Source organism: Bosea sp. Tri-49, from assembly GCF_003952665.1.
Lineage (GTDB): Bacteria > Pseudomonadota > Alphaproteobacteria > Rhizobiales > Beijerinckiaceae > Allobosea.
The window spans coordinates 1,577,397-1,597,787 of record NZ_CP017946.1 but is presented as its reverse complement, the minus strand read 5'-3'; the positions used below and the strand labels follow the sequence as shown (position 1 = coordinate 1,597,787).

At 62.8% G+C, this 20,391-nt stretch carries 31 protein-coding genes, 2 tRNA genes and 1 pseudogene; 16 read left to right on the top strand and 18 right to left on the bottom strand.

Annotated features, from left to right (window positions below; translation table 11 throughout):
- The first annotated feature begins 100 nt into the window (after nucleotides 1–100).
- The 3 genes from BLM15_RS07900 (at nucleotide 101) to BLM15_RS07890 (ending at nucleotide 1,329) form a co-directional block, all read left to right on the top strand.
- Nucleotides 101–478, top strand: a complete 378-nt coding sequence (locus BLM15_RS07900) for a MerR family transcriptional regulator (RefSeq protein WP_126111950.1) — start codon at nucleotides 101–103, stop codon at nucleotides 476–478.
- Nucleotides 479–501: 23 nt separating this feature from the next.
- The gene (locus BLM15_RS07895; RefSeq protein ID WP_126111948.1) at nucleotides 502–1,185 is read left to right on the top strand and encodes a DUF3471 domain-containing protein; all 684 of its coding nucleotides are present in this window, start codon (nucleotides 502–504) and stop codon (nucleotides 1,183–1,185) included.
- A gap of 68 nt (nucleotides 1,186–1,253) precedes the next feature.
- Nucleotides 1,254–1,329: transfer RNA gene (locus BLM15_RS07890), tRNA-Val, on the top strand.
- A 45-nt stretch (nucleotides 1,330–1,374) separates the two neighbouring features.
- Here the strand turns inward: BLM15_RS07890 and BLM15_RS07885 are convergent.
- From BLM15_RS07885 to BLM15_RS07870, 4 genes are all read right to left on the bottom strand, one after another.
- Complete coding sequence (locus tag BLM15_RS07885) at nucleotides 1,375–2,811, bottom strand: hypothetical protein (protein WP_335904821.1); 1,437 nt, start codon at nucleotides 2,809–2,811, stop codon at nucleotides 1,375–1,377.
- A 62-nt stretch (nucleotides 2,812–2,873) separates the two neighbouring features.
- Nucleotides 2,874–3,284 carry a GtrA family protein gene (locus BLM15_RS07880; RefSeq protein WP_236846605.1) on the bottom strand — a complete coding sequence of 137 codons (411 nt, stop codon included), beginning with the start codon at nucleotides 3,282–3,284 and terminating at the stop codon, nucleotides 2,874–2,876.
- A 10-nt stretch (nucleotides 3,285–3,294) separates the two neighbouring features.
- Nucleotides 3,295–3,996 (bottom strand): class I SAM-dependent methyltransferase, encoded by a 702-nt coding sequence (locus BLM15_RS07875; protein WP_126111942.1) that lies wholly within the window; start codon nucleotides 3,994–3,996, stop codon nucleotides 3,295–3,297.
- A complete protein-coding gene (locus BLM15_RS07870) occupies nucleotides 3,989–5,017 on the bottom strand; it encodes a glycosyltransferase family 2 protein (RefSeq protein WP_126116107.1) in 1,029 nt (342 codons plus the stop codon). Before BLM15_RS07870 ends, BLM15_RS07875 begins: the two co-directional genes overlap by 8 nt.
- Before the next feature lie 172 nt (nucleotides 5,018–5,189).
- Here BLM15_RS07870 and BLM15_RS07865 point away from each other — a divergent pair.
- Nucleotides 5,190–5,266: transfer RNA gene (locus tag BLM15_RS07865), tRNA-Asp, on the top strand.
- A 61-nt stretch (nucleotides 5,267–5,327) separates the two neighbouring features.
- Here BLM15_RS07865 and BLM15_RS07860 read toward each other — a convergent pair.
- From BLM15_RS07860 to BLM15_RS07815, 11 genes are read right to left on the bottom strand one after another with little or no spacing between them, the layout of a single operon-like run.
- On the bottom strand, nucleotides 5,328–6,593 hold the full coding sequence (locus BLM15_RS07860; RefSeq protein ID WP_126111940.1) for a hypothetical protein: 1,266 nt from the start codon (nucleotides 6,591–6,593) through the stop codon (nucleotides 5,328–5,330).
- Nucleotides 6,590–6,883 (bottom strand): hypothetical protein, encoded by a 294-nt coding sequence (locus BLM15_RS07855; RefSeq protein WP_206438618.1) that lies wholly within the window; start codon nucleotides 6,881–6,883, stop codon nucleotides 6,590–6,592. The genes BLM15_RS07860 and BLM15_RS07855 overlap by 4 nt, the downstream gene beginning before the upstream one ends.
- A gap of 2 nt (nucleotides 6,884–6,885) precedes the next feature.
- Complete coding sequence (locus BLM15_RS31295) at nucleotides 6,886–7,035, bottom strand: hypothetical protein (protein ID WP_164547428.1); 150 nt, start codon at nucleotides 7,033–7,035, stop codon at nucleotides 6,886–6,888.
- A complete protein-coding gene (locus tag BLM15_RS07850) occupies nucleotides 7,032–7,355 on the bottom strand; it encodes a hypothetical protein (RefSeq protein WP_126111937.1) in 324 nt (107 codons plus the stop codon). Before BLM15_RS07850 ends, BLM15_RS31295 begins: the two co-directional genes overlap by 4 nt.
- The gene (locus tag BLM15_RS07845; protein ID WP_126111935.1) at nucleotides 7,352–7,747 is read right to left on the bottom strand and encodes an HNH endonuclease; all 396 of its coding nucleotides are present in this window, start codon (nucleotides 7,745–7,747) and stop codon (nucleotides 7,352–7,354) included. Before BLM15_RS07845 ends, BLM15_RS07850 begins: the two co-directional genes overlap by 4 nt.
- On the bottom strand, nucleotides 7,747–8,247 hold the full coding sequence (locus tag BLM15_RS07840) for a hypothetical protein (RefSeq protein WP_126111933.1): 501 nt from the start codon (nucleotides 8,245–8,247) through the stop codon (nucleotides 7,747–7,749). The genes BLM15_RS07845 and BLM15_RS07840 overlap by 1 nt, the downstream gene beginning before the upstream one ends.
- The gene (gene bet, locus BLM15_RS07835; protein ID WP_126111931.1) at nucleotides 8,244–9,167 is read right to left on the bottom strand and encodes a phage recombination protein Bet; all 924 of its coding nucleotides are present in this window, start codon (nucleotides 9,165–9,167) and stop codon (nucleotides 8,244–8,246) included. Before bet ends, BLM15_RS07840 begins: the two co-directional genes overlap by 4 nt.
- A 3-nt stretch (nucleotides 9,168–9,170) precedes the next feature.
- Nucleotides 9,171–9,686 (bottom strand): siphovirus Gp157 family protein, encoded by a 516-nt coding sequence (locus BLM15_RS07830; protein WP_126111929.1) that lies wholly within the window; start codon nucleotides 9,684–9,686, stop codon nucleotides 9,171–9,173.
- Nucleotides 9,683–9,910, bottom strand: a complete 228-nt coding sequence (locus tag BLM15_RS07825) for a hypothetical protein (protein ID WP_126111927.1) — start codon at nucleotides 9,908–9,910, stop codon at nucleotides 9,683–9,685. Before BLM15_RS07825 ends, BLM15_RS07830 begins: the two co-directional genes overlap by 4 nt.
- The gene (locus tag BLM15_RS07820; RefSeq protein WP_126111925.1) at nucleotides 9,907–10,149 is read right to left on the bottom strand and encodes a hypothetical protein; all 243 of its coding nucleotides are present in this window, start codon (nucleotides 10,147–10,149) and stop codon (nucleotides 9,907–9,909) included. The genes BLM15_RS07825 and BLM15_RS07820 overlap by 4 nt, the downstream gene beginning before the upstream one ends.
- A 6-nt stretch (nucleotides 10,150–10,155) precedes the next feature.
- Nucleotides 10,156–10,443 carry a hypothetical protein gene (locus BLM15_RS07815; protein ID WP_126111923.1) on the bottom strand — a complete coding sequence of 96 codons (288 nt, stop codon included), beginning with the start codon at nucleotides 10,441–10,443 and terminating at the stop codon, nucleotides 10,156–10,158.
- Between the two features lie 192 nt (nucleotides 10,444–10,635).
- On the opposite strand from BLM15_RS07815, the gene BLM15_RS07810 reads away from it, so the two are divergent.
- Nucleotides 10,636–10,896, top strand: coding sequence for a hypothetical protein (locus tag BLM15_RS07810; protein ID WP_126111921.1), 261 nt, complete (start codon nucleotides 10,636–10,638; stop codon nucleotides 10,894–10,896).
- 72 nt (nucleotides 10,897–10,968) lie between these two features.
- Here BLM15_RS07810 and BLM15_RS07805 read toward each other — a convergent pair whose 3' ends face one another.
- On the bottom strand, nucleotides 10,969–11,586 hold the full coding sequence (locus BLM15_RS07805) for a hypothetical protein (RefSeq protein ID WP_126111919.1): 618 nt from the start codon (nucleotides 11,584–11,586) through the stop codon (nucleotides 10,969–10,971).
- On the bottom strand, nucleotides 11,586–12,383 hold the full coding sequence (locus tag BLM15_RS07800; RefSeq protein WP_126111917.1) for a S24 family peptidase: 798 nt from the start codon (nucleotides 12,381–12,383) through the stop codon (nucleotides 11,586–11,588). The genes BLM15_RS07805 and BLM15_RS07800 overlap by 1 nt, the downstream gene beginning before the upstream one ends.
- Before the next feature lie 8 nt (nucleotides 12,384–12,391).
- On the opposite strand from BLM15_RS07800, the gene BLM15_RS07795 reads away from it, so the two are divergent.
- The 8 genes from BLM15_RS07795 (at nucleotide 12,392) to BLM15_RS32310 (ending at nucleotide 17,338) form a co-directional block, all read left to right on the top strand.
- Nucleotides 12,392–12,640, top strand: coding sequence for a hypothetical protein (locus tag BLM15_RS07795; protein ID WP_126111915.1), 249 nt, complete (start codon nucleotides 12,392–12,394; stop codon nucleotides 12,638–12,640).
- A complete protein-coding gene (locus BLM15_RS07790; protein ID WP_126111913.1) occupies nucleotides 12,640–13,263 on the top strand; it encodes a GIY-YIG nuclease family protein in 624 nt (207 codons plus the stop codon). The genes BLM15_RS07795 and BLM15_RS07790 overlap by 1 nt, the downstream gene beginning before the upstream one ends.
- Nucleotides 13,264–13,567: 304 nt before the next feature.
- Nucleotides 13,568–14,035, top strand: a complete 468-nt coding sequence (locus BLM15_RS07785; RefSeq protein WP_126111911.1) for a phage regulatory CII family protein — start codon at nucleotides 13,568–13,570, stop codon at nucleotides 14,033–14,035.
- Nucleotides 14,032–14,532, top strand: a complete 501-nt coding sequence (locus BLM15_RS07780) for a hypothetical protein (RefSeq protein ID WP_126111909.1) — start codon at nucleotides 14,032–14,034, stop codon at nucleotides 14,530–14,532. The genes BLM15_RS07785 and BLM15_RS07780 overlap by 4 nt, the downstream gene beginning before the upstream one ends.
- Nucleotides 14,529–14,798, top strand: coding sequence for a hypothetical protein (locus BLM15_RS07775; RefSeq protein ID WP_126111908.1), 270 nt, complete (start codon nucleotides 14,529–14,531; stop codon nucleotides 14,796–14,798). Before BLM15_RS07780 ends, BLM15_RS07775 begins: the two co-directional genes overlap by 4 nt.
- A 228-nt stretch (nucleotides 14,799–15,026) precedes the next feature.
- Nucleotides 15,027–16,187, top strand: a complete 1,161-nt coding sequence (locus BLM15_RS07770) for a helicase-related protein (protein ID WP_126111906.1) — start codon at nucleotides 15,027–15,029, stop codon at nucleotides 16,185–16,187.
- On the top strand, nucleotides 16,184–17,083 hold the full coding sequence (locus BLM15_RS07765; RefSeq protein ID WP_126111904.1) for a DNA-methyltransferase: 900 nt from the start codon (nucleotides 16,184–16,186) through the stop codon (nucleotides 17,081–17,083). The genes BLM15_RS07770 and BLM15_RS07765 overlap by 4 nt, the downstream gene beginning before the upstream one ends.
- 3 nt (nucleotides 17,084–17,086) lie before the next feature.
- A complete protein-coding gene (locus tag BLM15_RS32310; protein WP_126111902.1) occupies nucleotides 17,087–17,338 on the top strand; it encodes a KOW motif-containing protein in 252 nt (83 codons plus the stop codon).
- Nucleotides 17,339–17,343: 5 nt separating this feature from the next.
- Here the strand turns inward: BLM15_RS32310 and BLM15_RS07755 are convergent, their stop codons facing one another.
- On the bottom strand, nucleotides 17,344–18,549 hold the full coding sequence (locus BLM15_RS07755; protein WP_126111900.1) for a hypothetical protein: 1,206 nt from the start codon (nucleotides 18,547–18,549) through the stop codon (nucleotides 17,344–17,346).
- Between the two features lie 134 nt (nucleotides 18,550–18,683).
- On the opposite strand from BLM15_RS07755, the gene BLM15_RS07750 reads away from it, so the two are divergent.
- The 3 genes and pseudogenes from BLM15_RS07750 to BLM15_RS32305 all read left to right on the top strand — a co-directional run.
- The gene (locus BLM15_RS07750) at nucleotides 18,684–19,220 is read left to right on the top strand and encodes a PDDEXK family nuclease (RefSeq protein WP_126111898.1); all 537 of its coding nucleotides are present in this window, start codon (nucleotides 18,684–18,686) and stop codon (nucleotides 19,218–19,220) included.
- Nucleotides 19,220–20,146, top strand: a complete 927-nt coding sequence (locus BLM15_RS07745) for a hypothetical protein (protein WP_126111896.1) — start codon at nucleotides 19,220–19,222, stop codon at nucleotides 20,144–20,146. The genes BLM15_RS07750 and BLM15_RS07745 overlap by 1 nt, the downstream gene beginning before the upstream one ends.
- Nucleotides 20,146–20,391, top strand: a pseudogene (locus tag BLM15_RS32305) (hypothetical protein); the annotation flags it as partial. The gene BLM15_RS07745 and the pseudogene BLM15_RS32305, both read left to right, overlap by 1 nt.

The window sequence follows — 20,391 nt, the reverse complement described above, 5'->3', positions numbered from 1 at the left end:
TGAATAGGAAGGCCGCCGGTTCTGCCGGCGGCCTTTTTTGTTGGCTGGCCACTTGAGCCGCACCCTGCGTCATAGCTTAGCGCTGATTCAGGAGGTGCCGATGAGCACGCAGAACAAGGCTGAGACCTGGCTAGAGGCCAATGAGTGCGCCGCCCGGATCGGGTTGTCGAAACGGGCGCTGCGGCTCTACGAGGAGCGTGGCCTGCTTCGCCCGCGACGGACGGAGAAGGGCTGGCGTCTCTATGGCGCCGACGAGATCGCCCGGCTGCACGAGATCCTGGCGCTGAAGCGACTGGGGCTCAGCCTGCAGCGGATCACCGCGCTCCTGCACGGCAAGGCGCTCGATCTCGCAGGTGTCCTCGGCATCCAGCACGACCTGCTTAGCGAACAGCGCGAGCGGGCCGAGCAGGGACTGCCCTGGTCCGCGCCGCGCAAGCCAAGCTCGCAACCGGCACCTCCCTCACCGCCGACGAACTGATCAAGCTCGCGAAGGAGGCCAACATGACGCAGACCAACACCGATTCCGTTGCCTGGCGGCGCTACGAGCAGGCGCGGCCGCGCACCGAGGTCAAGATCGACCTAGGTCGTTTCGCACGCTGCACCGGCTTCTACCGGCATCCCGCCGGGCTGATCATGACCGTTACTCTGGAGGGCGATCGCTTCTTCCTGCAACTCACCGGTCAGCCCAAGTTCGAGCTTTTCGCCGAGAGCGAGAGCAATTTCTTCCTGAAGGTCGTACCTGCGCAGATCACCTTCGCGCCGGCTGATAACGATCGTGCCGAAGCACTGACCCTGCATCAGGGCGGATACGAGGCGGTCGCCACGCGTATCGATGAAGTGGAGGCGAAGCGCCAGAGTGAGGAGCTCGGCGAGCGGGTGCGCAATCGGATCCCGCATCCGCAAAGCGAGTCGACGCTGCGCGAGTTCCTCGAACAGCAACGGCGTGACGGCGACATGCCTTTCGAGCTCTTGAGCGCGGAGCTGGCGGAGATCGTGCGCGAGCAGCAGCCGATCGTCAGCGCAGAGCTCGAATCAAAAGGGGACTTGCGCAGCTTGGGCTTTCGCCGCGTCGCCGAGGACGGTGTCGACATCTACGAAGTCGAGTTCGTCCAGGGCACCCTGCAATGCGGCATAGGCTTTGGCCAGGACGGCCGCGTGCATACGCTCTGGATGCTGCCGGCCTGAGCAAAGGCTCCGCAAGCTGTAGCCTGCGGCTTGCGGAGCTGCCCCTATGGCCTTAAACGGCGAGCAGGGGGCGGTTAGCTCAGTCGGTAGAGCGCTTCGTTTACACCGAAGATGTCGGCGGTTCGAGCCCGTCACCGCCCACCAGCCATCGCATTGCACCTGTCGGACCCGGGCGCTCGTCCAATTGGTTCAGCGACTACGGGTGTAGATCATCGCGTAGCGATCGGAATAAGCGCGCGTCCAGCCGGGCAATTCGTCAAAGAACGGAATGCGGCCGTCCCCGGCCGACAGCAGCGCCCAGTCGATGCCATATTTGCGCAACTGCGTTTCCAGCAGTGGCTTGCCCGTGCTGCGTCCCATTGCGTCGTCCGCTTGCGTGAAGCCGTTCAGGAAGAGCTGGTCGGTGCGGCCATCGATAAACGTCTTCACGCCGTGGAAGATGAGGGTTCCGCCGAAGTCGTAGGAGTTGAGGACAGGGCCTGACAGGCCGTGCTGCGTAGCGAAGGCGAGCGCGTCTTTCGCCGATGTTTTCTGGCTAGGCTCGATCACCGGGCCTCCGGCTAGGATGCCCGCTGCGACAATAAAAGGAGCAGCGATCACGCCGAGTCCCACTTGGTAGCGCCCAAGCAGCAAACGCTCCAGCCCGTCGCGTTGCTCCATCATCCATGTCCGGACCGAAACTGCGGGAAACTGTTCCGCGACCTGCACAGCCAGCACCAAGGGAACCAGCAGGAAGAACACGTAAACGAAGCGCTCGTGCGCGAGATAGAGATGTAGCGCGAACAGGACGAAGAGTGCCTTCGCCAGCCCGATGCGGAGACCCGAGGTGAGCAGCCCCAGCACCATCAGCAGCAAGGCCACTTCGTTCAGGGGGGTGGCGGAGGCGTTGAACGGCCGCCACTCCGTTATCAGCGGCACTGCCTCGTTGGCACCGACAACCGAGAAGGTCGCCAGGATGGCTTTGAGGCCATAGGGGTTGATCAGGCTCACCAGCGGGCAGAGCGCGCCGAAGATGCACCACTGAATCAGGAGCTGCGGCCGCGTCAGCCGATAGCGGATGAGGACGTCCAGCCCGGCGAAGGCAGCGATGACGAAGCCGAGCGTGAACGACGCGTGGAGATTGGTCCACAGCCAGATTAGCCCAAGCAGTGCGAAGTTGGGTGACCGTCCGGCGCCAGCGGCCCGGAACAGGCAGGCTGTCCAGATCACGATGATGGGCAGTGTGAAGACATGCGGCCGGGCGGTGAAGACGAAGGCGGACAAAAGGGCCAGGCACAAAGCCAGCGCCATCGCGAGGCTCGGCTTCAACGTCTCGCCGAGCTGCCAGGCTAGCAGGAAGACCGTCAATGAGATCGCTGTGGCTGTGACGAGTGCGACACCGTTCCAGCCGGCGCCCTGATAGGCCAGCGCCAGGAGCACTTGGCTCAGCCATTCCTTCGCGATCCAGGGGTGGCCGGCGAAGCTGTGCGAGTAGCTGTCGATGGTTGGGAATGTGCGGGTGGCAAGCATGTCGAGCCCGACGCGAATGTGCCACCAGCTGTCGGGGTCCTGCAGAAGGGCCGGGGTGCGGGCGAGCAGAATCGCAGCCATGATGGTGGCCGAAAGCAGGCTGACGATCAGCCTCATGCGCCAGGCTTCTCCGGTAGGCGATAGCGAGCCGGCCACGGGCTGGATGCTTTGGCTAGCACTCATGGCTTGCGAACTCTGGCGTCAGGCGGCAGCTGAGCCCGCAAACCGGGACGGGAGACGAACACATACCGGGATGAGCCGAGATAGAAGAGGATGGAATAGGTGCACAGGCCCGCAAGCTGGGCCAAGGGCGACTCGACGAAACCGAGTGATCTCGCCAGGGCCAGGACCGCGAGATTCGCGCAATAGGCAGCTAGGAAGACGAGCACATAGCGACGCCCCTCGCTCATGCTCGGACCCGCCTGGCTGCCGAAGGTCCAGCGCCGATTGAGCGTGAAGCCGGCAAGGAGACCTGCGGCATAGCCGGCCGCGTTCGAGACTATGTCGCCCCAGCCCAACGCGAGACCCGTCAGGATCACGGCATAGCCGAGCGCCGTGTTGATAAGCCCGACGACCCCAAATCGCAGCACGCGCAGCCGCTCAGGCGGCTGATTTGACCGCATGGACAAAATACTGCGCTCCGAGAGGAAAACGGGTGAGGTAGCGCTCGAGCGGTCGCAGCCGCGCCAGTGGTCGCGGAAAGAAAATTCGGTAGACGGCCCTGGCTTCCGGCAGGCCGGCCGCCGCGATTCTGGCGCGCATTTCGTTCGCTGCGATCAGAACGGCATCCTTGTCGAACGGGCAGTTCCGCACGGCATGCCTGGTTAGCGGATTGAGAGGGTTATGTTCGAACAGGAAAAGGCTGCCTCCGGGAGCGAGCACTCGCGCGATCTCGCTGAGCAATCCGGCCTGTAGCTGCTCGGGGATATGATGAAAGACACAGGCGACAAAGACGACATCGAACCGACCGTCCGGAAATGGGATCGCCTCGCCGTCGAACGGCGTGAATTGTGCCTGCCCGGGAAAGCGCTTTGCTGCCATGTCGAGCGATTGTGCCGATGGGTCCAGCAGCACGATCTCGGCATCGGGGAAGACCGCGCGCATAGGACCCAGCGAGTTGCCGATGCCGGCGCCGAAGTCGAGGATCCGGCTTGGATGGCGTCCTGCTGCCATGAGGGTGTTCGCGACATCCTCGATCTTGTACCGGGCAAAAAAATCCGGCGCCTCGCCACTCACGCGAATGCTGGCGGCGTGCTGCTGCTGATAGTCGAGAGCGAACTGGTCGAATTCCGCCTCAGGCACTGACGGCACCCTTCACACGTTCTTGCAACTCGTGCACGGGGCTGCCTTGGGTCCCGGCCGTATCGTCACAGACGATCTCAGCGACGATGTAGAGGGGACGGCGCTTCGTTTCCATGTACATGCGCCCGAGATACTCGCCGAAGATGCCGAGTACGAGCAGTTGTACGCTGCCAAGGATGAGGATGATTGCGGCAAGGCTGGTCCAGCCGGGCAGGGTGTTGCCGGCCAGCCATGACATGATGGTGTAGCCGAGGACACATAGTCCGAGCACGCCAAAGCCCATCCCCAAATGCGAGGCGAATCGCAAGGGCGCGATCGAGAAGCTCGTCATCGCATCGAAGGCCAGCAGCAGCATCTTCTTCAGCGGGTAATGTGTGGTGCCCGCGAAGCGCGCATGCCTTTCGTAGGGGAAAGCGATCTGCCGCAAGCCGATCCAGCTCACCATGCCACGGACGAAGCGATAGCGCTCCGGCATTGCGTTGAGATGGTCGAGCGCACGCCGGCTCATCAGGCGGAAATCCCCGGCATCTGCGGCGATCTCGATATCGACCATTCGCCGCAGCATCCGATAGAACAGGGCGGCGCTGGAGCGCTTGAACAGACTCTCGCCATCGCGCTTCAGGCGCTGGCCGTAAACGACGTCGAAACCTTCATCCATCTTCGCCATCATCGCGGCGAGCAGTTCCGGCGGATCCTGGAGGTCTGCGTCGAGGATCAGGCAGCGTTCGCCCCGGCAAAACTCAAGCCCCGCGGTGAGCGCGATCTGGTGGCCGTAGTTGCGGGCGAGATCCATGCCGACGACATGGCTGTCACGGCGAGCGAGATCGAGAATCGCTTCTCGGGTGCCATCGGTCGCGCCGTCGATGACGAGGACGATTTCGTAGGATGGCCCGACCGCCGCCAGGCAAGCCGCGCTCACGCGCCGGTGCAGCTCGGCGATGCCGTCCCGCTCGTTGTAGCAGGGCACCACGACCGACAGCGCTATGCTGCGTCGAAAGGCGCCGTGATGAGGGTCGGCCATGATCTGCATCCACGTTTTCGCAAGGATGGACCAGTTCGGTTGGAGAATGGTTAAATCCGGCAAGACCTGACGTGGCACCGATGATCAACATTTTGACGGCTTCGGTGCTTGACAGTCAGGGCCCGGGGCCATAATCCCAACCCCGCCGAGGACATGTTCCTCCGCCGCCCGCGCGGGCGTAGCTCAGTTGGTTAGAGTGCCGGCCTGTCACGCCGGAGGTCGCGGGTTCGAGCCCCGTCGCCCGCGCCAGTAAAATCAAGGGTTTGCATAGCAAGCTCCATAGGGCGTTACAAATTCCGGACCGGCACGGTTACACTTTTCGCCCGGCTTTGTTCTCTCTCAGCTTCGACCGACCCTCGCGACGGTTGGCATCTACTGCTCGCACCGTGACGAGGTTCACAGGGTTGTAGGTCTTCTGCAGCCTGGCTGATGCCGACAGTGTGTTTGCCATCTTCGCAGAGACGGCGTGAGCATCGGCTCCGCCGGCGGTTGCCTCTACGGTCCCGGACCTGCGCATGTCGGATAGCTTCCGGTCCTCGTCCGGGCCGAATTCGGCTTCGCGAACCGTGCGGAAATCCTCCGCGAGCTTGTTCTTGGAGTAGGGCGCCGGCGCGTGCGGGCGGCCGCCCTTCGCGGTGGTGCCTCCACCGCGCGTCCGGAAGATCGGGGCGTTCGGCATCAGATCGAACCCGAGGCTCGAGATGTACGAATCGAGCGCCCAGGTGGCGCGCTTTCCGAGCGACGCGGCTGCAGCACGTCCGGTCTTGGTGCGAGCAAGCGAGAATATCGCGCCCTGAACGTCATCCGCCCTCTGGCCGGTTGAAAGCTTTCTCAGATCGATCGGTGACAGCTGGCTGTCCCACGCGGTCGCCATGCAGGCTGCCATGCCCTTGTAGCCCATGCGCCACGCCCGTTTGCAGAGGCGTACGACCTCTCCCTCGGACCAGATGTCCTGCCGGGCGTCAGGCGCCCTGTTGGCGAAGGCGAGAGACGGGTCAGCGTCCGCGACGCACATGCCCATTGCGGCCATGCGCTTCCACAGCGCGCGCCAGACCTTGATCACCCGGTGCCGCTCCGAGATGGATATTTGCTGCTCGATCAGCGGCACAAGGCCGTTCGCCTCGCCGGTCTTGGCGTCGATCGAGAGGAACGCTTCAGGCTGGACCGTCTTCGGATCGACGTCGGACCAGAGCGGCCCGAGCCACTTCCACGCCCGCGGCCAGTCGTCCCGGCTCTCCTGATCCTTGTTCTGGTGAGTGCCATCCTTGGCCCGCTCGGCGGCGCGCATCTTCATGGCGCGCTCGTAGCCGTGCCCGACGGTTCCAGGCAGATACTTGGGCCTCGCTACGAGGCTGACGCCCGTACGGATCTGATCCCACTCAGCGTTGAGCTCGATCGCGCGCTGCTGATCCTCCGGGGACGGCACATTGCGGCCTCCGATGACTAGGCCCGCCCCAAAGGTCAGGAACTTGAAGCCGTGAGGCTTCATGAGGTCGGACGGCTTGTAGCGCCACCGGTTCCTCATGAAGATGAGGTGGCGAATGGTGTCTTTGCCCATTTCGATCCCGGCGATCATCGGCGCCCGCCTGCCAGCATGGCGAGGCGCTCGGTTGTTACGTCGCGAGCATCGCGCGGGCGATTCGATGGGGTCAAGGCAGACCGGTTGTCCATCCATTGATCCACCGCCTTGAGATCGTAGAAGCCTGTGTCCTGATCGGGGCGTGGGAAACCCCGCTGCAGCAGGCGCGGCAGTACGGCCTCGAACTCGGCGAGCGTCAGGTGCAGCCGCCTCGCGGCCTTTACCGGTGGGACGTCCCGCGGCTCGACGGGAAAGCGTACCTGTGAAGAGTGCAGAGCCGATCCCATCGTCAGCCCCCGAGGTGAGGCTGATCGCCGTGCTCGCCTTCCATGGCATCGGCGAGGGGGCGGGAGCGCGCGACCCATACGGCAGCACGGATCATCAGGCTGCCAGCGATCGTGACGATGCAGCCCAAAGCGAAGGCTTCCCAGGGGGTCATGCCATCACCTCGTAGAGGCTGGCGATGCCGACGAGCGGGATCAACAGGAAGAGGACGATCGCAGCGGCGCGCTCGCCGATCTCGTCGACAACCCACGCGACCGGAATCCGGCCGTCGTCGGTGACGCGTTCATCGACCGTGATCTCGAACACCTCGCGCTTCGTCGCGCGCAGACTGTTGAGGTGGTTGCGTATGGCCTCGGCGCCCTCGCGAGTGAGGTAGTGCTCGCGGTGGCCGAGCCGGCCGGCGTGGACCGCATAGGCGATTTCGCGAGCTTCGGTGAGGTCGAAGGCCGGGATGAAATAGGTGCTCGCGTTCACTCTTGGTTCCTCCAAGCGGCGGGCTTCTGCAGTTTTCGGGTGGCGGTGTGCTGTCGGGGATATTTCCGGAAGCCAGGGCCGCGCAGGCGCGACGGCGGGCGAATGCCCAGCTCGGCGCGCTTATTCCGCTTGGCCTTGCCGGCGGCGGCATGGTCGGCGGCGTCCTTGGCTGGCTTGCAAGCGAGATGGGATGGGCCGAGATTCTCGTCTTCATCGGCCCCGCCGAGTTCCAGGGCCCGGACGTGCTCGACGAACCAGTCATCCTTCGTGCCGTCGATCGGCAGCTCACAGTTGACGCAGACGCCCTTCGTCCGCTCCCAGGCGCGCAATGCGCGAGTGCCGGTCATCCTCAGGCGTGTCGTGGTGCCGACGTCGTCACGAACGAAGGGCATTAGGCCGCCCTCCCGAGCTCGGTCACCTCGCATTCGAGGATGACAGACAGCAGCTCGAGCACGGCCGTCTTGCTATCCTGGAAGCGCTGCTTGCCCATCGCCTTGAGGGACTGGCTCTCAGCCGTCCAAACGATGACGACGCACTCTCGAACGCTGACAACGGCATAGCCGTCCATCGGCTTGATGAAGGCGGCAAGCCGCAGCGCCTCGGCCTTGCTCGACACCACGATCTGGCGTTGCTCGGCATAGCCGGCGCGGATTAGGCACCATTTGCGCAGGTGCTCGCTGGTTGGGAATTGCTCGGCCAGGTTCTCCGGCAGCGTCTGCCAAGCTGCGTTGACCGAGGCAAAGTAATGGGCGTGCGATTTCGCCGAGCGCTGCTCGATGGCTTCGAGGTTGTAGACCTCGCCTATGACGAAGGCCGCGTCGCAGCGCTTCGCGAAGCCGGGCAGCGGGTGCATCGCCTCGCCATTCCATTTGAAGGGTAGGGCGGCGTTCATGCGGCACCGGCCGGCGCCATCGCGCCTTCGAGCATGCGCTTGACGTCCAGCGCGTCGCCCGGCTGCCGAGCCCAGAAGTCTCGCAGAGCATGCCGGTTGCGGCTTTCGAATAGGCCGATCGCCGACACCTCGTCCCGGTTGTTCTGGACGAACTCGGCCACCCGATCCGCGATCTTGCCGAGCGGAACCGGCTCCAGCGGCCCGGTCGGGTCGAACTGGAACAGGATGGTCTGGCCCTGGCCAATCTGCGCGAGCCGCTTCTCGGTCGCGCCGGCATCGGCCGCTTCCCATGCGGTCATGTCCTGCGCGCGGCTGCGATCGACCTCCTCGGCCGCATAAACGTTGCTGAAATCGTCCGGCCACGCCTTGCGGAGGGCCAATGCCTCGGCGACCTTCGCCAGCATCAGGCGGGGCATCTTCGGCCAGTTTCCGGTTTGGTCGAGCGCCTGCTTGCCAGTCTTCCGGCGACGCCCGTCTTCGCCTTCGCCCCACTCGTCCTTGATCGGGGCGTACTCGTCCCAATAGGCCGAGGCCGTAACCTTGTGCCAATCACCGTGCGAATGCTTCCAGACCCGCACCGTCGCCTTCACGAGGCCGATCAGGTTCGTTGCCGACTTGAGGGCCGGGTCGATCTCGAAAGTCGGCTCGTCTTCATCCGGTCGGTAGCAGCCGGTGCGATCGGCGATGGCGCGGAACCCGTCGATCGCGACGATGATCGACATGCGCCGCTTGTCCGGCTTGTCCTTCGAGAACACGAAGGCGTAGATCTGCCGGCGCAGCGGATCGAGCCGCAGATGCTTGGCCGTGTGGACGAAGAGCTCGAACTCGTCCTGGTTCGTGTCAGCCGCGACCGTCTTGCGGATAAGCGCGAGCTGGTTGTTACTGAAGTCGAGCGAGCGCATGGGAACGACAGCGTTCATCGGTCACTTCCTCAGGATGCGGATGGTGTTGCCGCCATTGGAGAGGACGGCGCCGGGGATCTGGCGGCCCTCGCGGAGGGCGGCGGAGAGCGCGGTCTGATCCAGCTTCGGCGGCTGCGGCTTGAAGAACTCGGCCGGGATGTCGGCCTCTTCGTTGACGATCGCCTTCGGCTTCACGGCCGACAACGTGACGGTGCCTACGTCGGTCTCGACCGTCTTGCGGCCCGCGATCTCCAGCGCAGTGCAGATCAGCGTGCGCTTGAGCTTGGCGCGGTTGGTGAGCCGCTCCTTGCGTGAGGTGAGTTCCTTGGCGAAGGCGTCGATGCCGTCCGCCATCGCCTCGTCCAGGCCGATGCCGGCGAGCAGCGAGCGGATGATGCCTTCGAGGTCCGTTTCGCCTTCCAGCGTGTCGCGGACGAAATCCTCGTCGCCGTCGGCAAGCTGGGCGATCTGGTCGCGCAGCACCTTGGCGGCTTCGAGGTCGCGCTGGACCTTGGCGATGTCAGGCTGTGCGTTCATGAGAAGCGGCGCTCCTGAATGGTGCGGCCCTGCTCGCGGGCCAATTCGGCGATGACGCGGGCACGAAGCTCGCGGCGGAGGGGTTCGGCGTTCCGATATCGGCGGCAGCGGTCAGCGACCTGCTGACGAAGGGCTTCGATCTCGGGATGGGCGCGAGCAACGCGACGGGCGTGGCGCCATGCGGTGAAGGAAGCGATGGCCTGACGGGCGAGACGCCTGATCATGCTGCCCTCCGCATGTCGGCGCGGAGCCAGTTCAGGACGCGCATGCACAAGGCTTTCCGAGCCGGGCAGCCCATCTCGTTGGCGCGCTTCAGAGCGCTGCGGAGAGACGTCATCGCCATCTCGACGCGGTGGCGGCGCGACCAGGGATAGACAGCCGCTGGCAGATCGGGAAGGGCGGCGAGATCGCCAAGGGCCCAGCCGATCCAAGCGTTGAAACTGTCGAGGGAGTGGTTGCTCATCGCCGCTCACTCCGCCGCGATCGAGTAGCGGGTGATGTCGTCGCTCGCCGCGATGCGGGCGAGGCTGGCATCGAGCTTGGCGAGGCAGTCATTGAAGAACGCGCGGCGCTCTTCGGTCGTCTGGCGGATGCCTTCTTCGACGCAGAACTGAGCCGCGTCATCAGCCTTCATGCCGCGAGGGATCGGCGCCGGCTCGCAAGCACGGCGGGCGGTCATCAGCGCCTTGAACAGGCCGTCAGCAAACGCCGCAGCAGCGCAGAAGCGATCGAGGTCAGTGAGGGGCTGGGCAGACATCGCGTCTCTCCGTTCGTTGGAGAGACTATGAAGCGGTAAAATTACCGCGTCAAGTACGAGCGGTAAAAATACCGAAATACGTTGCCGCGCGACCCGGCCTGCTGACACCGTGCGTCAGGGATACCGACTCGACTCGCAAACGGCTTTCTGACTTCATGGTGAACGAAACAAGAACGAGCGGAGTGGCGTTGGATGAGCTTGGCTTGGAGCGAACGGGCAGGGCGGTCGGAGCTGGCCTCGGTTTGGGCGATCGACATCCGCTGCGATGACTGCGGACGAACCAAGCGCATGCAGGCGCCAGAGATCGCCGGTGTGGTGCGCCAGGGCACGCGTAGCCTGATCGGCCTGCACAACCGTCTGCATTGCGCGCTTTGCCGAGAGCGCGGCGGCCTCGGCAGGAACATCAGCATCACACCTGTTTCTCGAACTGGCGGATCAGGTCAATTGGCATGAACGCGAGTCGCGAATGAGCAGCGGTACCCAGTTTAGTCCGCGGCTGGTTCTGCCGCTATAAAGAAACGAAGGTCACATAATAGAGTGAGTCGTAAATCGCGTGATCATATCAGTTAAGCCATTTCGGCAGGTTTCTTGAGCACGAAAAAGGCCGGTAAAAATTGGGTCAATCGTCACGCGACCATTAGCATTCAGCTTGTCCGTATGCTGATGGAGGTAGTCGACGTCTCTAGAAATAACGGTAAGCGAGCTCTCCATAAAATCAAAATCGCTAACTCCGCGTTTCTTGGCGTAGGCCATCAATGCTGCGCGGTCGGCGATAACACTAGTTTCATCGAAAATGCGGTCAGGCGAAGCCAGTGTGGCGCGAAAATTATCTAGGTCTTTGATATTCATTTTAATTTCATTAGGCGGGCTATTGACCCGATAAAAATCGACCTGAGCGCGTATCGTTTTCGGTAGGATATCCTCGCAATAGCTCGCAATTCTGACTGAGTAGCGAGCGAACGCAGCCCGTTCGTTTTCCCGGCTGGCGGCGTCCATCTTTTCCGATTTAAGAAAGTCCCGGCCTAAGGTTGTAGCAGCGAGAACCGTTCCGATAATGGTGCAGGCGACGGCGATCCCCTGATGGCGCCTCTCCATTTGAGACCAAAGTATCGCCGCTCGTTGAAACCAACCGGTCTCAGCCATCACACACTTAGCCCCATTGCCTCAGGATATGGGATGACGCGCAGAATCTGCTTCACGCGCGGCGCTTCGAACTGCAGGGTCTCAGGTGGGGGATTATATTGCGAAAGCAGTACATGGCCGCTGCGGCGCCCAACCAACGTCTTGATGAAAGCCGGGCCCGGCTCGTGCTCACTCTCGCCGTGCAGTTCGATAAGCACGTCTTCGCCATCGACGGGCTTTCGCCCATCCGGATCCACGAAGATCGGCCAGCCATGCTTGTAGACCGGCTCCATGCTGGTGTTCTTGAGGATCACCGCGAAAGCCTTTGGTCGGTTGAGTAGGCCGGCGGGGCGTTCGAGATACTGCAGGGCATCGCCGTTGAGTTGGAAGTCGCCGTCGCCTTCCTTGCCGCCAAGGGCGATGCCGCGCACGGCGAGATCCGGGCGGCCGCCCTTCTGCGGGTGCGGGGTTAGCGGGATACGCGGGCCTGCGTCTGCCGCCGGTGAGGGCGCCTCCTGGCCGGTGCCATCGACAAGCCAGGCCAGAGTCGTGTCCAGGGCTCCAGCAAGCGCCTCGAGTGTGGCCATCGCTATGCCTTGCCGGTTTGGCGCGCTCAGCGCCCGGCGCGCATTCCTGATCGCATCGGGCTTGCCCGCCTTCTTCGACGCAGCGTTGTCCGTCAAGCCGAGGGCGGCCAGCCGTTGATCGATGCGCGAGAGGATCTCAGCCAAATTCTGCATGCCGGTAATTTGACCGGAACGCTCGCAAACGGCATCCGGTAATTTGACCGTTGACAATGCGGTAAAAATACCGATCATGGTTCCTCATGATGGGAACTGCTGAACTTCTCTTGCTCGCCCAAACCTACGCCGACGCGGAGGGGGTCAGCTTCACCACGATCAGCTCGCGCGTCTTCAATGACGGCAAGAAGCTCGATGCGATCGTGGCGGGAAGCGACCTGTACACGTCGCGGCTGAATCGCGCGGTCATCTGGTTCTCGACCAACTGGCCAGAGAGCGCCGTCTGGCCGCCAAGCATCCCAAGACCCGCCCAAACTGAGGGGAGGGCCGCCTGATGTCCGACCTCCAGCTTAAGTCCATCATCGAGCGCATCCTCCGGCTCCACGCCGAGGAAGACGAGATCAAGGCTGCGATCACCAGCAGCGACGATCGCCACCGTTACGTGCTCGGACCTCTCTTCCCGCTGCTTGGGATGATGACCCCGCCCGCTACCCGCGCCTTCACGGCGGCCGGCCGCATGCTGGGCTGCTCGACTGACGGTGCTCGCCATCGGGCCGCGATCTGGCGTCGACGCGGTTCGTTCGACGCTGCGTGGGCTTGGCGCATTGATTTGTGCGGCGAGCCTTGGCCGGTCTGCGAGTTGCCCGACGGCTGCGTGGGCTTCGTCTACCTGCTGGAGGTGGAGTGCTACCCGGGCCTGTTCAAGGTCGGGTTCTCCCGCAGCCCCGAGGATCGGGCTGATCGGCTCTCCCGCGACTTTGCCTCTCCCTTGCGACTGCGCGCCCAATGGCCCGCGACCTGGGTCGACGAGCATCTTGCTCACGTCGCGCTCCATCGCTTTGCCATGGCCAACGAGTGGTTCGACGCCAGTGGCGCCTATGCCGGCCAACTTCCGGTGGCTCGCTTCTACACGCCCGCTCGGATGTGGAGCGAACTGAAAAGCAAAGAGGCGGCGTGATGTCACGGCCTCACACGATACGGGCGGCGGTTCTTTCGGGCAGGCCTGTCGTCTCGAAGGTCGAGCGGCAACTGCTCGCTGATCGGCCCGCGCTGATCCGCCTCCGGCGAATTGTCGTTCGCCGCCAGTCTATCGCTCCTGCGGACCGCCAGCCGTTCCATCAACCGGCGGCCCGCAAACCCAGTCAGATCCCACTCCACGCAAAGCAACTCCCGCAACTCGACTGCCTCTGAGCAGTCGCTGAAGCGCGCCGTTCCCGCGACGGGACAGTTCCAGGGCCCATCCCAACCACACCGAGGCTCAGATGATGCAGCGAGACGAATGGTTCTTCCGCTTCAAGACAGCGACCCGCGCGCTGATCAAGATGATCGGCACGATCGAGGATGCGGCGGTGATCGCCGGCGTCTCCAAGTCGGTGATGCACCGCTGGTCCTCGGCCACCGACGCTGACATGATCACAATCGCCGCCGCGCTGAAGCTCGAGGCCGAATGCGGCGTGCCCTGCGTGACCGAGGCGATGGCTGCCCATGGCGGTATGTCGCTGATCAAGGCGGACGGCTCGGCCGCCCCGCCTTGCATGATGACCGCTTTTGGCGGCGTAGCCGATGAATTCGGGGATCTCGCCATCCGCGTCGCCGAAGCTCTCCGAGACGGCAATCTGTCGGCGAATGATCACACTGCCATCAACGACGCCCTGGCGAGCCTGATCGAGGCCGCCAACCGCGCCAAGGGCACCAGTGCTCGCCTCCGTGCTGTCGGAGAGCAGTCATGAGCGCGGCATGGCACGATGAAGCCCGCGTCATGCTCGAAAGCGGCGTGAAGGTCCCGGCAATCGCCGCTGCGCTTGGACGGGGGCAGCAGTCTGTTCGATGGGCGCTCGACATCAACGGCGAGCGTGAAAAGCACCGGCAGCGCGTTGAGACTGGGCGAAAGCGCGACCGGACACAGCGCCGATCGTCCGGCCGCGGCTGCGGTACGCCACATGCCCACCCCGGCATTGAAGCCTCTCGCAATCCCTTGGCTGTGGCGGACGACCACGCGGCGGCCAGGGCCTACACAAAGCCCGATCGTGCACGGCCAAAGCCGTCGCTGCCGAGTTTCAGTATGCCGCCTGCGATTGAGGACGAGCGGCCGGCCTTCAAGCTTGCGCCCAAGGTGCGGATGACCGGCAGCCCCGGCGCCGAGCGCTGGCGCCAGATCCACCTCGCAATGATCCGAGCGGGCAAGATCGCCCAGCGCGGTGACCTCGTTTCGGAGATCGCCCGATGACAGTCGTGATCCGCGAGACATCGACCAATCACAGCCTGCGCCCGCTTCGCGTCGAGACGCAGGGCAGGCCAGTCATCTTCCTCGGCATGGGCATGCCGCTGCCCGCGGACCATCTCGATGCCGTGGGCGCCGCCGAAGCCCTGCGGCTCTTCCGCAAGGAACGCCTCGACACCACGGACATCGCGTTCCGGCTGGAGTGCACGCCTGCGGCTGCGGCCGAAGGGCTCTCTTCGGCCCGCGAGCAAGAGCGGAAGAGGGCGGCGTGAGCCTCGCGAGCTACCACGGTATTGTCGCGGCATCGCGCGGCGCCTTCATCCCCACCGGGTTTGATGGCGACTTCGATCTGCCTGCGTCGCTATTTCCTCATCAGCGCGAAGCGGTTGAATTCTCGCTGCGCGCCGGCGCGTCGGCGAACTTCCTGGACACCGGGCTAGGCAAGACCCGCGCTGCATTGTCTTGGGGAAGTCGTCGCCCGCACCAACCGTCCGGTGCTCATGCTCGCACCGCTCGGCGTCACGCGGCAGCACAAGGCCGAGGCCGACGAAATCGGCATCGACGCTGTCGTCTCTCGCGATGGTGGTCCGCAGGAAGCCCAGATTGTCATCGCCAATTACGAGCGGCTTCATCTGTTCGATGCCTCCGAGTTCGCAGGCATCATTCTCGACGAGAGCTCTATCCTCAAGAGCTTTTCAGGCCAGACGACCAAGCGCCTCATCGAGACGTTCAAGCGCACCCCTTACCGTCTCGCCTGCACCGCAACGCCGGCGCCGAACGATCATGCCGAGCTCGGCACCCATGCCGACTTCCTCGGGGTCATGACGCGCGATCAGATGCTGATGCGGTGGTTCATCCACGACAGCATGGACACAGGCACGTGGCGGCTGAAAGGCCATGCTGTTCGGCCCTTCTGGGACTGGGTTGCTTCGTGGTCGCGCTGCGTCTCGCGCCCCTCGGATCTCGGCTTCTCCGACGACGGGTTCGAGATGCCGGATCTACGCATGCACCGCCATTTGGTGGCCGCCGATCGGCTCACCGGCCGGGGCGAGGAAAAGGACGGGCAAGCGCATCTCTTCCGCATGCCCGACATGTCCGCGACCTCCGTCCACACGGAAAAGCGCCTGACCTGCCAGGCTCGCGCCGAAACAGTCGCGGCCATCGTTGCAGCCGAGCCGAACGAGCCTTGGACGGTATGGGTTGAGACTGACTATGACGCCGACGCGATCATGGCTGCCGTCCCGAATGCGGTTGAGGTTCGCGGGTCGATGACGCCGGAGCAGAAGGAAGAGCGCCTCACGGCGTTCTCCACCGGCAACATTCGCGTCCTCGTCACGAAGGCCAGTATCGCTGGCTTCGGTCTCAACTGGCAGCACTGCGCGCGAACTGTCTTCGCTGGAATGAGCTTCTCATACGAGGCTTTCTATCAGGCGGTCCGGCGCCATTGGCGCTTTCGCCAGACGCGGCCCGTCGATTGCCATGTCGTGTTCGCTGATACCGAGGCGGCAATATGGGACGTCGTCACGCGCAAGGCCGGTGATCACGAAGCCATGAAGCGCGAGATGACGTTGGCGATGGCCCGCGCGCATCGCGCTGAGACGCGGCTCCATTCCTATCAGCCACAGAAGCTGGCTTCGCTGCCGGCATGGGTGAGCGCATGACCGACGTTCTCGACCAGAAGATTGGCGACCGCTTCGCGGCCTATCATGCCGACACTGTAGAATTCACCGCGACCATGCCGGCCGGCAGCATCGGCCTGTCCGTTTACTCGCCGCCGTTCTCGCAGCTCTACGTCTATTCGGAGAGCGAGCGCGACATGGGAAATGTCGCCGACCATGCTGAATTTGCGGAGCGATATCGCTTCCTCGTTCGAGATCTCCTGCGGGCGACCAAGCCGGGGCGCATAAGCGCTGTCCATTGTTCGGACCTGCCGCTCAGCAAGTCTCGCGACGGTGTCATTGGCCTGTTCGACCTGCCTGCGCTGATCCGGCAGGTTCATGAGGACGAGGGCTGGATTTACCATTCCCGCGTGACGATCTGGAAATGCCCGGTCGTCGAGATGACGCGCACCAAGGCGCACGGACTGCTCTACAAGACGCTACGCACGGATGGCAGCCGAGTTCGCGTCGGTATGCCCGACTATCTCCTGATCTTCAGGAAGGAGAGCGACGGCAAGACACCCGAGCCCGTCCGGCACGATCCCGGCGTCTATCCCGTCTCATGGTGGCAGGAGGCTGCTTCACCGGTCTGGATGACCGTCGACCAGACCAACGTCCTAAACGTTGCTGTCGCGCGCGACGACAAGGACGAGCGGCACCTTTGCCCGCTGCAGCTAGACGTGATCGAGCGGGCCGTCCACCTGTGGAGCAACCCCGACGAACTGGTCTATTCGCCGTTCATGGGGATCGGCAGCGAAGGCTATATCGCCGTCAAACACGGACGCCGCTTCATCGGGACGGAGCTCAAGGAAGCTTATTTCAAGCAAGCCGTTCGCAACCTGACTATGGCCGAAGACACCGGCACGTCCGGCGATCTCGTATCGATGATGGTGGCCTGACAGATGGCCGCGGCCGCACCCATCCGTGACCCGCTCGCTCAAGGCGCACGCGTCCGCGTCGTCGCGGGCGAGCACACCGGCAAGCTTGGCACTATCCAGCGCGCCTATCGTGGCCGCCCCTGCGGCCTGGACCGCATCTACGTCGATCTCGACGGAGGTCCTATCGGCTGGTCTGTCTCGCTCAAGGTCGAAGAGCTGGAGCCGTTGCGGGTGAGCGGGCTGGCCGGAACTCGCGCTGTCCCAGGAGTAGGATGATGGCTTTATCCTGCTTTGCCACCTCCAACTGCCTTTTGTACGACCTCGACAATCGTCGGCACGTTAATGTCATCCGTAGATTGCCCTGGCAGCGGGCGGAAAGCCGCAGCGAGCATCATCGAGCGATCGCTGGGCTCAACCTTGATGTCCTTGTCCGCCGCCAAGGCAAGGTAAGTGTGCACCATTGTGCGACGCTGCGCAGCGTCAGCGCCGAGCGCCAAATTGTCAGACGCATAGCGCGCGAAAAACCGCAAGACCCAACCATATCCGCCAGCGCAGATAACCACGATCAGGATAGCCAAATAGGTCGGCTCTTCATTCTTCATCGGCAGGATGGCCAAGAATTCCTTGCCATAGCGGACGATACTGGAGATCGCAGCGATTACGCCCCCGACGAAGAGCGTCAACCCGATCCAAAAGCGCACGCCATGCCACATCGCCTTGCTTCGCCAAAGATCGAAGGCTGCGCGGAGTCGGAGCCCTTCCTCAAAGGCTTCTCGAGCAGCATTGATCTCTTCAGTCTTGTCGACTTTAAAGGCGGTGAAGTCGGACGCCAACTGCTCTGCGTCCGATGCTTGCGCTTCCTTAAGATCGATCATTCGACTTTCGACCAGCCGTTGGGCGGTATCTGTGTCGCTACGGAGCCGTATCAGCTCTTCGTTGATCCTCTGAAGCTCTTGGTCGGTGCCTGTTCTGAATACTACGAATGCATTGTCCAGTGCGGACAACAGCTGAGATCCGTTATTGGCATCCGAACGCGCATTAAGGTACCGCGGGTCGTTGAACAGATTAAGAACGGAATTATCTGTCAAAAGCGGCCTTATTTGGCCATTTCCCCAAAGTTGTGGCGCTATCGCGTCAAGGGTGGCTGCAACTGCACCAAAGTAATTGTTTTCTACGATATCTATCAGAAAGCCATTGTTCTCGTCGATGAGAGGCAAATTGCTTGTAATTGTAAATTTTCCGTCGATTTCAAAAACATTCAGTTTGGAATCTTCGGATGTCTTAATGATTGCTGCTCGCAATTTTCCAGTTGCTTCTTGGTGTTCGACATATCGATGTTGATTTCCAAGTACATCGGCGACGAAGGTCCAATAGGATCTCTGATCCCGCATAAGTTCTCGCGCTTTGGCTTCATTGTCCAAAGTGACATTCCGCGTACTAAAATATTGCTCAATTTTGCTCAGTCGAATTTGGTCGGACGTGGTCATTCGCTGGTCCCCAGAAGAAGCGCCATTCGAGGCAGGCGCTCCACCAAACTAAAAAATACCCAGGCGACCGTGGCGCTGCGACATTGCTCAAGCAAGCTGCGCGCTAGGCGTGTCCACAACCTCCCGAGGGCAGCATGAGCCGCGATCCCTACGACATTCTCGCGTCGCGAGCTGCGGAAAGCGCCGCCAGCCACGTGGAATACATGCGTTCCACCACAAAGGGCGACACGCCGATCGAGCAACTGTTGTTCACCGCTTTGCGAGCCGTGATCGCCTATGGCGGCGTGACGGTCAAAGACATCTATTTCGCGCATGACGAAGGCCACCTTGGTCGCCTCAAGGCTGACGCGGACTATAAGGAAGACTCGATCTTCATCCGCACTCAGGTGCAGGTCGGCAATTGGCGCGTGGATTTTCTCCTCGATGCGCCTGTCCTCAACGACGCAGGCGTCATCGATCACTGGCGGCAGCTCGTCATCGAGTGCGATGGGCACGATTTCCACGAGCGGACGAAAGAACAGGCTGCGAAGGACCGTTCCCGCGACAGGGCGGCGCACCTCGGCAAGATGACGGTATTCCGGTTCACCGGCGCCGAGCTCTGGCGTGATCCTTGGGCGTGCGCAAAGCAGGTCTGCGACTGGGCATTCGCAGTGCGCTGGAGGCAGATCTGATGCCCCGGATTCGATCAATTCACCCCGGCATCTTCACCGACGAGGCGTTCATGTCGGCGTCGGCGCACGCTCGGCTTCTGATAATGGGCATCTGGACCGAGGCCTGGGATGATGGCGTCTTCGAATGGAAGCCCCTTACCCTCAAGGCTAAGATATTCCCCGTCGACAATGTCGACGTAGCCGGGCTGCTGGCCGAACTCGTCGTGCTCAACTTCATTCGCCAGTTCGAAGCAGGCGGCAAAAACTACGGCGTAGTTCGGAACTTCCGCCTCTATCAGCGGCCGAAAAAGCCCAATAGTTCCGGCAAGCTACCGAACTGTTTGGATGAATATGCCGGTCCAGCACCCACCAGTTCGGAACCGGTTCCGAACCACTTACCCACCAGTGGGGAAAACTCTCCGCAGATGGAGGATGGAGGAGGAAAGGGAAAGAAAGAACCCAATCCTGAATCCAAGAGCTCTACGACCAACGTTCGGTCGGTCGACAAGCCGACACGACAACCGGTGGACAGCCATTTCGAGGAATTCTGGAAGGCCTATCCCCATCGCGGCGAGGCCGCCGACCCGAAGAAGCCGGCCAAGGAGAAGTTCGACCGGGCGGTGAAGCGCGGTGCCGATCCGGCAGCGATCATCGCCGGCGCCAAGCGCTTCGCCGAAATCGAGCACAGGGCAGGGCGCGCCGGCACTGAGAAGGTCGCTCAGGCTGCCACCTGGCTCAACCAGGAGCGCTGGAACGATTATCCGGCACTTCCGGCCGCCGGCACCGGCCCCCCATCGTCACAGGTCTTCGTCGCCATCCATTCCGAGGAATGGGAGGCCTGGCAGGCGGCTTCGTCCGAGAAGCTCAAGCCGATCGATACACGCCACCACGGTCTTGGCCGCTACTTCCCCGCTCGCTGGCCGACCGAAACTGAGAGAGCCGCCTGATGGCAAAAAAGAACAGCAACCGTCGGCAGGACAAGTGGAAGAAGGCTGCGCTGAAGGCTGCTGCGCAAGGCCCGGCTCCGAACCAGAAGGTGATGACCACCATCCTCAACCCGGCGCCGGATCTCGATCTCAGGCAGAAGACGAAATGGTTCTTGGTCTTCACCTCACCTCGTGCCGAAGCGCGAGCGATGGCTGGGCTCGAGGAAGCCGGCTGCTCGGTCTTCTGGCCCAGCGAGCACAAGACC

Coding starts and splice junctions, on each gene's coding strand:
- BLM15_RS07900 (WP_126111950.1), top strand. CDS start 101: ATGAGCACGCAGAACAAGGCTGAGACCTGGCTAGAGGCCAATGAGTGC.
- BLM15_RS07895 (WP_126111948.1), top strand. CDS start 502: ATGACGCAGACCAACACCGATTCCGTTGCCTGGCGGCGCTACGAGCAG.
- BLM15_RS07885 (WP_335904821.1), bottom strand. CDS start 2,811: ATGAGGCTGATCGTCAGCCTGCTTTCGGCCACCATCATGGCTGCGATT.
- BLM15_RS07870 (WP_126116107.1), bottom strand. CDS start 5,017: ATGGCCGACCCTCATCACGGCGCCTTTCGACGCAGCATAGCGCTGTCG.
- BLM15_RS07860 (WP_126111940.1), bottom strand. CDS start 6,593: ATGATCGCCGGGATCGAAATGGGCAAAGACACCATTCGCCACCTCATC.
- BLM15_RS07855 (WP_206438618.1), bottom strand. CDS start 6,883: ATGGGATCGGCTCTGCACTCTTCACAGGTACGCTTTCCCGTCGAGCCG.
- BLM15_RS31295 (WP_164547428.1), bottom strand. CDS start 7,035: ATGACCCCCTGGGAAGCCTTCGCTTTGGGCTGCATCGTCACGATCGCT.
- BLM15_RS07845 (WP_126111935.1), bottom strand. CDS start 7,747: ATGCCCTTCGTTCGTGACGACGTCGGCACCACGACACGCCTGAGGATG.
- BLM15_RS07840 (WP_126111933.1), bottom strand. CDS start 8,247: ATGAACGCCGCCCTACCCTTCAAATGGAATGGCGAGGCGATGCACCCG.
- bet (WP_126111931.1), bottom strand. CDS start 9,167: ATGAACGCTGTCGTTCCCATGCGCTCGCTCGACTTCAGTAACAACCAG.
- BLM15_RS07830 (WP_126111929.1), bottom strand. CDS start 9,686: ATGAACGCACAGCCTGACATCGCCAAGGTCCAGCGCGACCTCGAAGCC.
- BLM15_RS07825 (WP_126111927.1), bottom strand. CDS start 9,910: ATGATCAGGCGTCTCGCCCGTCAGGCCATCGCTTCCTTCACCGCATGG.
- BLM15_RS07820 (WP_126111925.1), bottom strand. CDS start 10,149: ATGAGCAACCACTCCCTCGACAGTTTCAACGCTTGGATCGGCTGGGCC.
- BLM15_RS07815 (WP_126111923.1), bottom strand. CDS start 10,443: ATGTCTGCCCAGCCCCTCACTGACCTCGATCGCTTCTGCGCTGCTGCG.
- BLM15_RS07810 (WP_126111921.1), top strand. CDS start 10,636: ATGAGCTTGGCTTGGAGCGAACGGGCAGGGCGGTCGGAGCTGGCCTCG.
- BLM15_RS07805 (WP_126111919.1), bottom strand. CDS start 11,586: ATGGCTGAGACCGGTTGGTTTCAACGAGCGGCGATACTTTGGTCTCAA.
- BLM15_RS07800 (WP_126111917.1), bottom strand. CDS start 12,383: ATGATCGGTATTTTTACCGCATTGTCAACGGTCAAATTACCGGATGCC.
- BLM15_RS07795 (WP_126111915.1), top strand. CDS start 12,392: ATGATGGGAACTGCTGAACTTCTCTTGCTCGCCCAAACCTACGCCGAC.
- BLM15_RS07790 (WP_126111913.1), top strand. CDS start 12,640: ATGTCCGACCTCCAGCTTAAGTCCATCATCGAGCGCATCCTCCGGCTC.
- BLM15_RS07785 (WP_126111911.1), top strand. CDS start 13,568: ATGATGCAGCGAGACGAATGGTTCTTCCGCTTCAAGACAGCGACCCGC.
- BLM15_RS07780 (WP_126111909.1), top strand. CDS start 14,032: ATGAGCGCGGCATGGCACGATGAAGCCCGCGTCATGCTCGAAAGCGGC.
- BLM15_RS07775 (WP_126111908.1), top strand. CDS start 14,529: ATGACAGTCGTGATCCGCGAGACATCGACCAATCACAGCCTGCGCCCG.
- BLM15_RS07770 (WP_126111906.1), top strand. CDS start 15,027: ATGCTCGCACCGCTCGGCGTCACGCGGCAGCACAAGGCCGAGGCCGAC.
- BLM15_RS07765 (WP_126111904.1), top strand. CDS start 16,184: ATGACCGACGTTCTCGACCAGAAGATTGGCGACCGCTTCGCGGCCTAT.
- BLM15_RS32310 (WP_126111902.1), top strand. CDS start 17,087: ATGGCCGCGGCCGCACCCATCCGTGACCCGCTCGCTCAAGGCGCACGC.
- BLM15_RS07755 (WP_126111900.1), bottom strand. CDS start 18,549: ATGACCACGTCCGACCAAATTCGACTGAGCAAAATTGAGCAATATTTT.
- BLM15_RS07750 (WP_126111898.1), top strand. CDS start 18,684: ATGAGCCGCGATCCCTACGACATTCTCGCGTCGCGAGCTGCGGAAAGC.
- BLM15_RS07745 (WP_126111896.1), top strand. CDS start 19,220: ATGCCCCGGATTCGATCAATTCACCCCGGCATCTTCACCGACGAGGCG.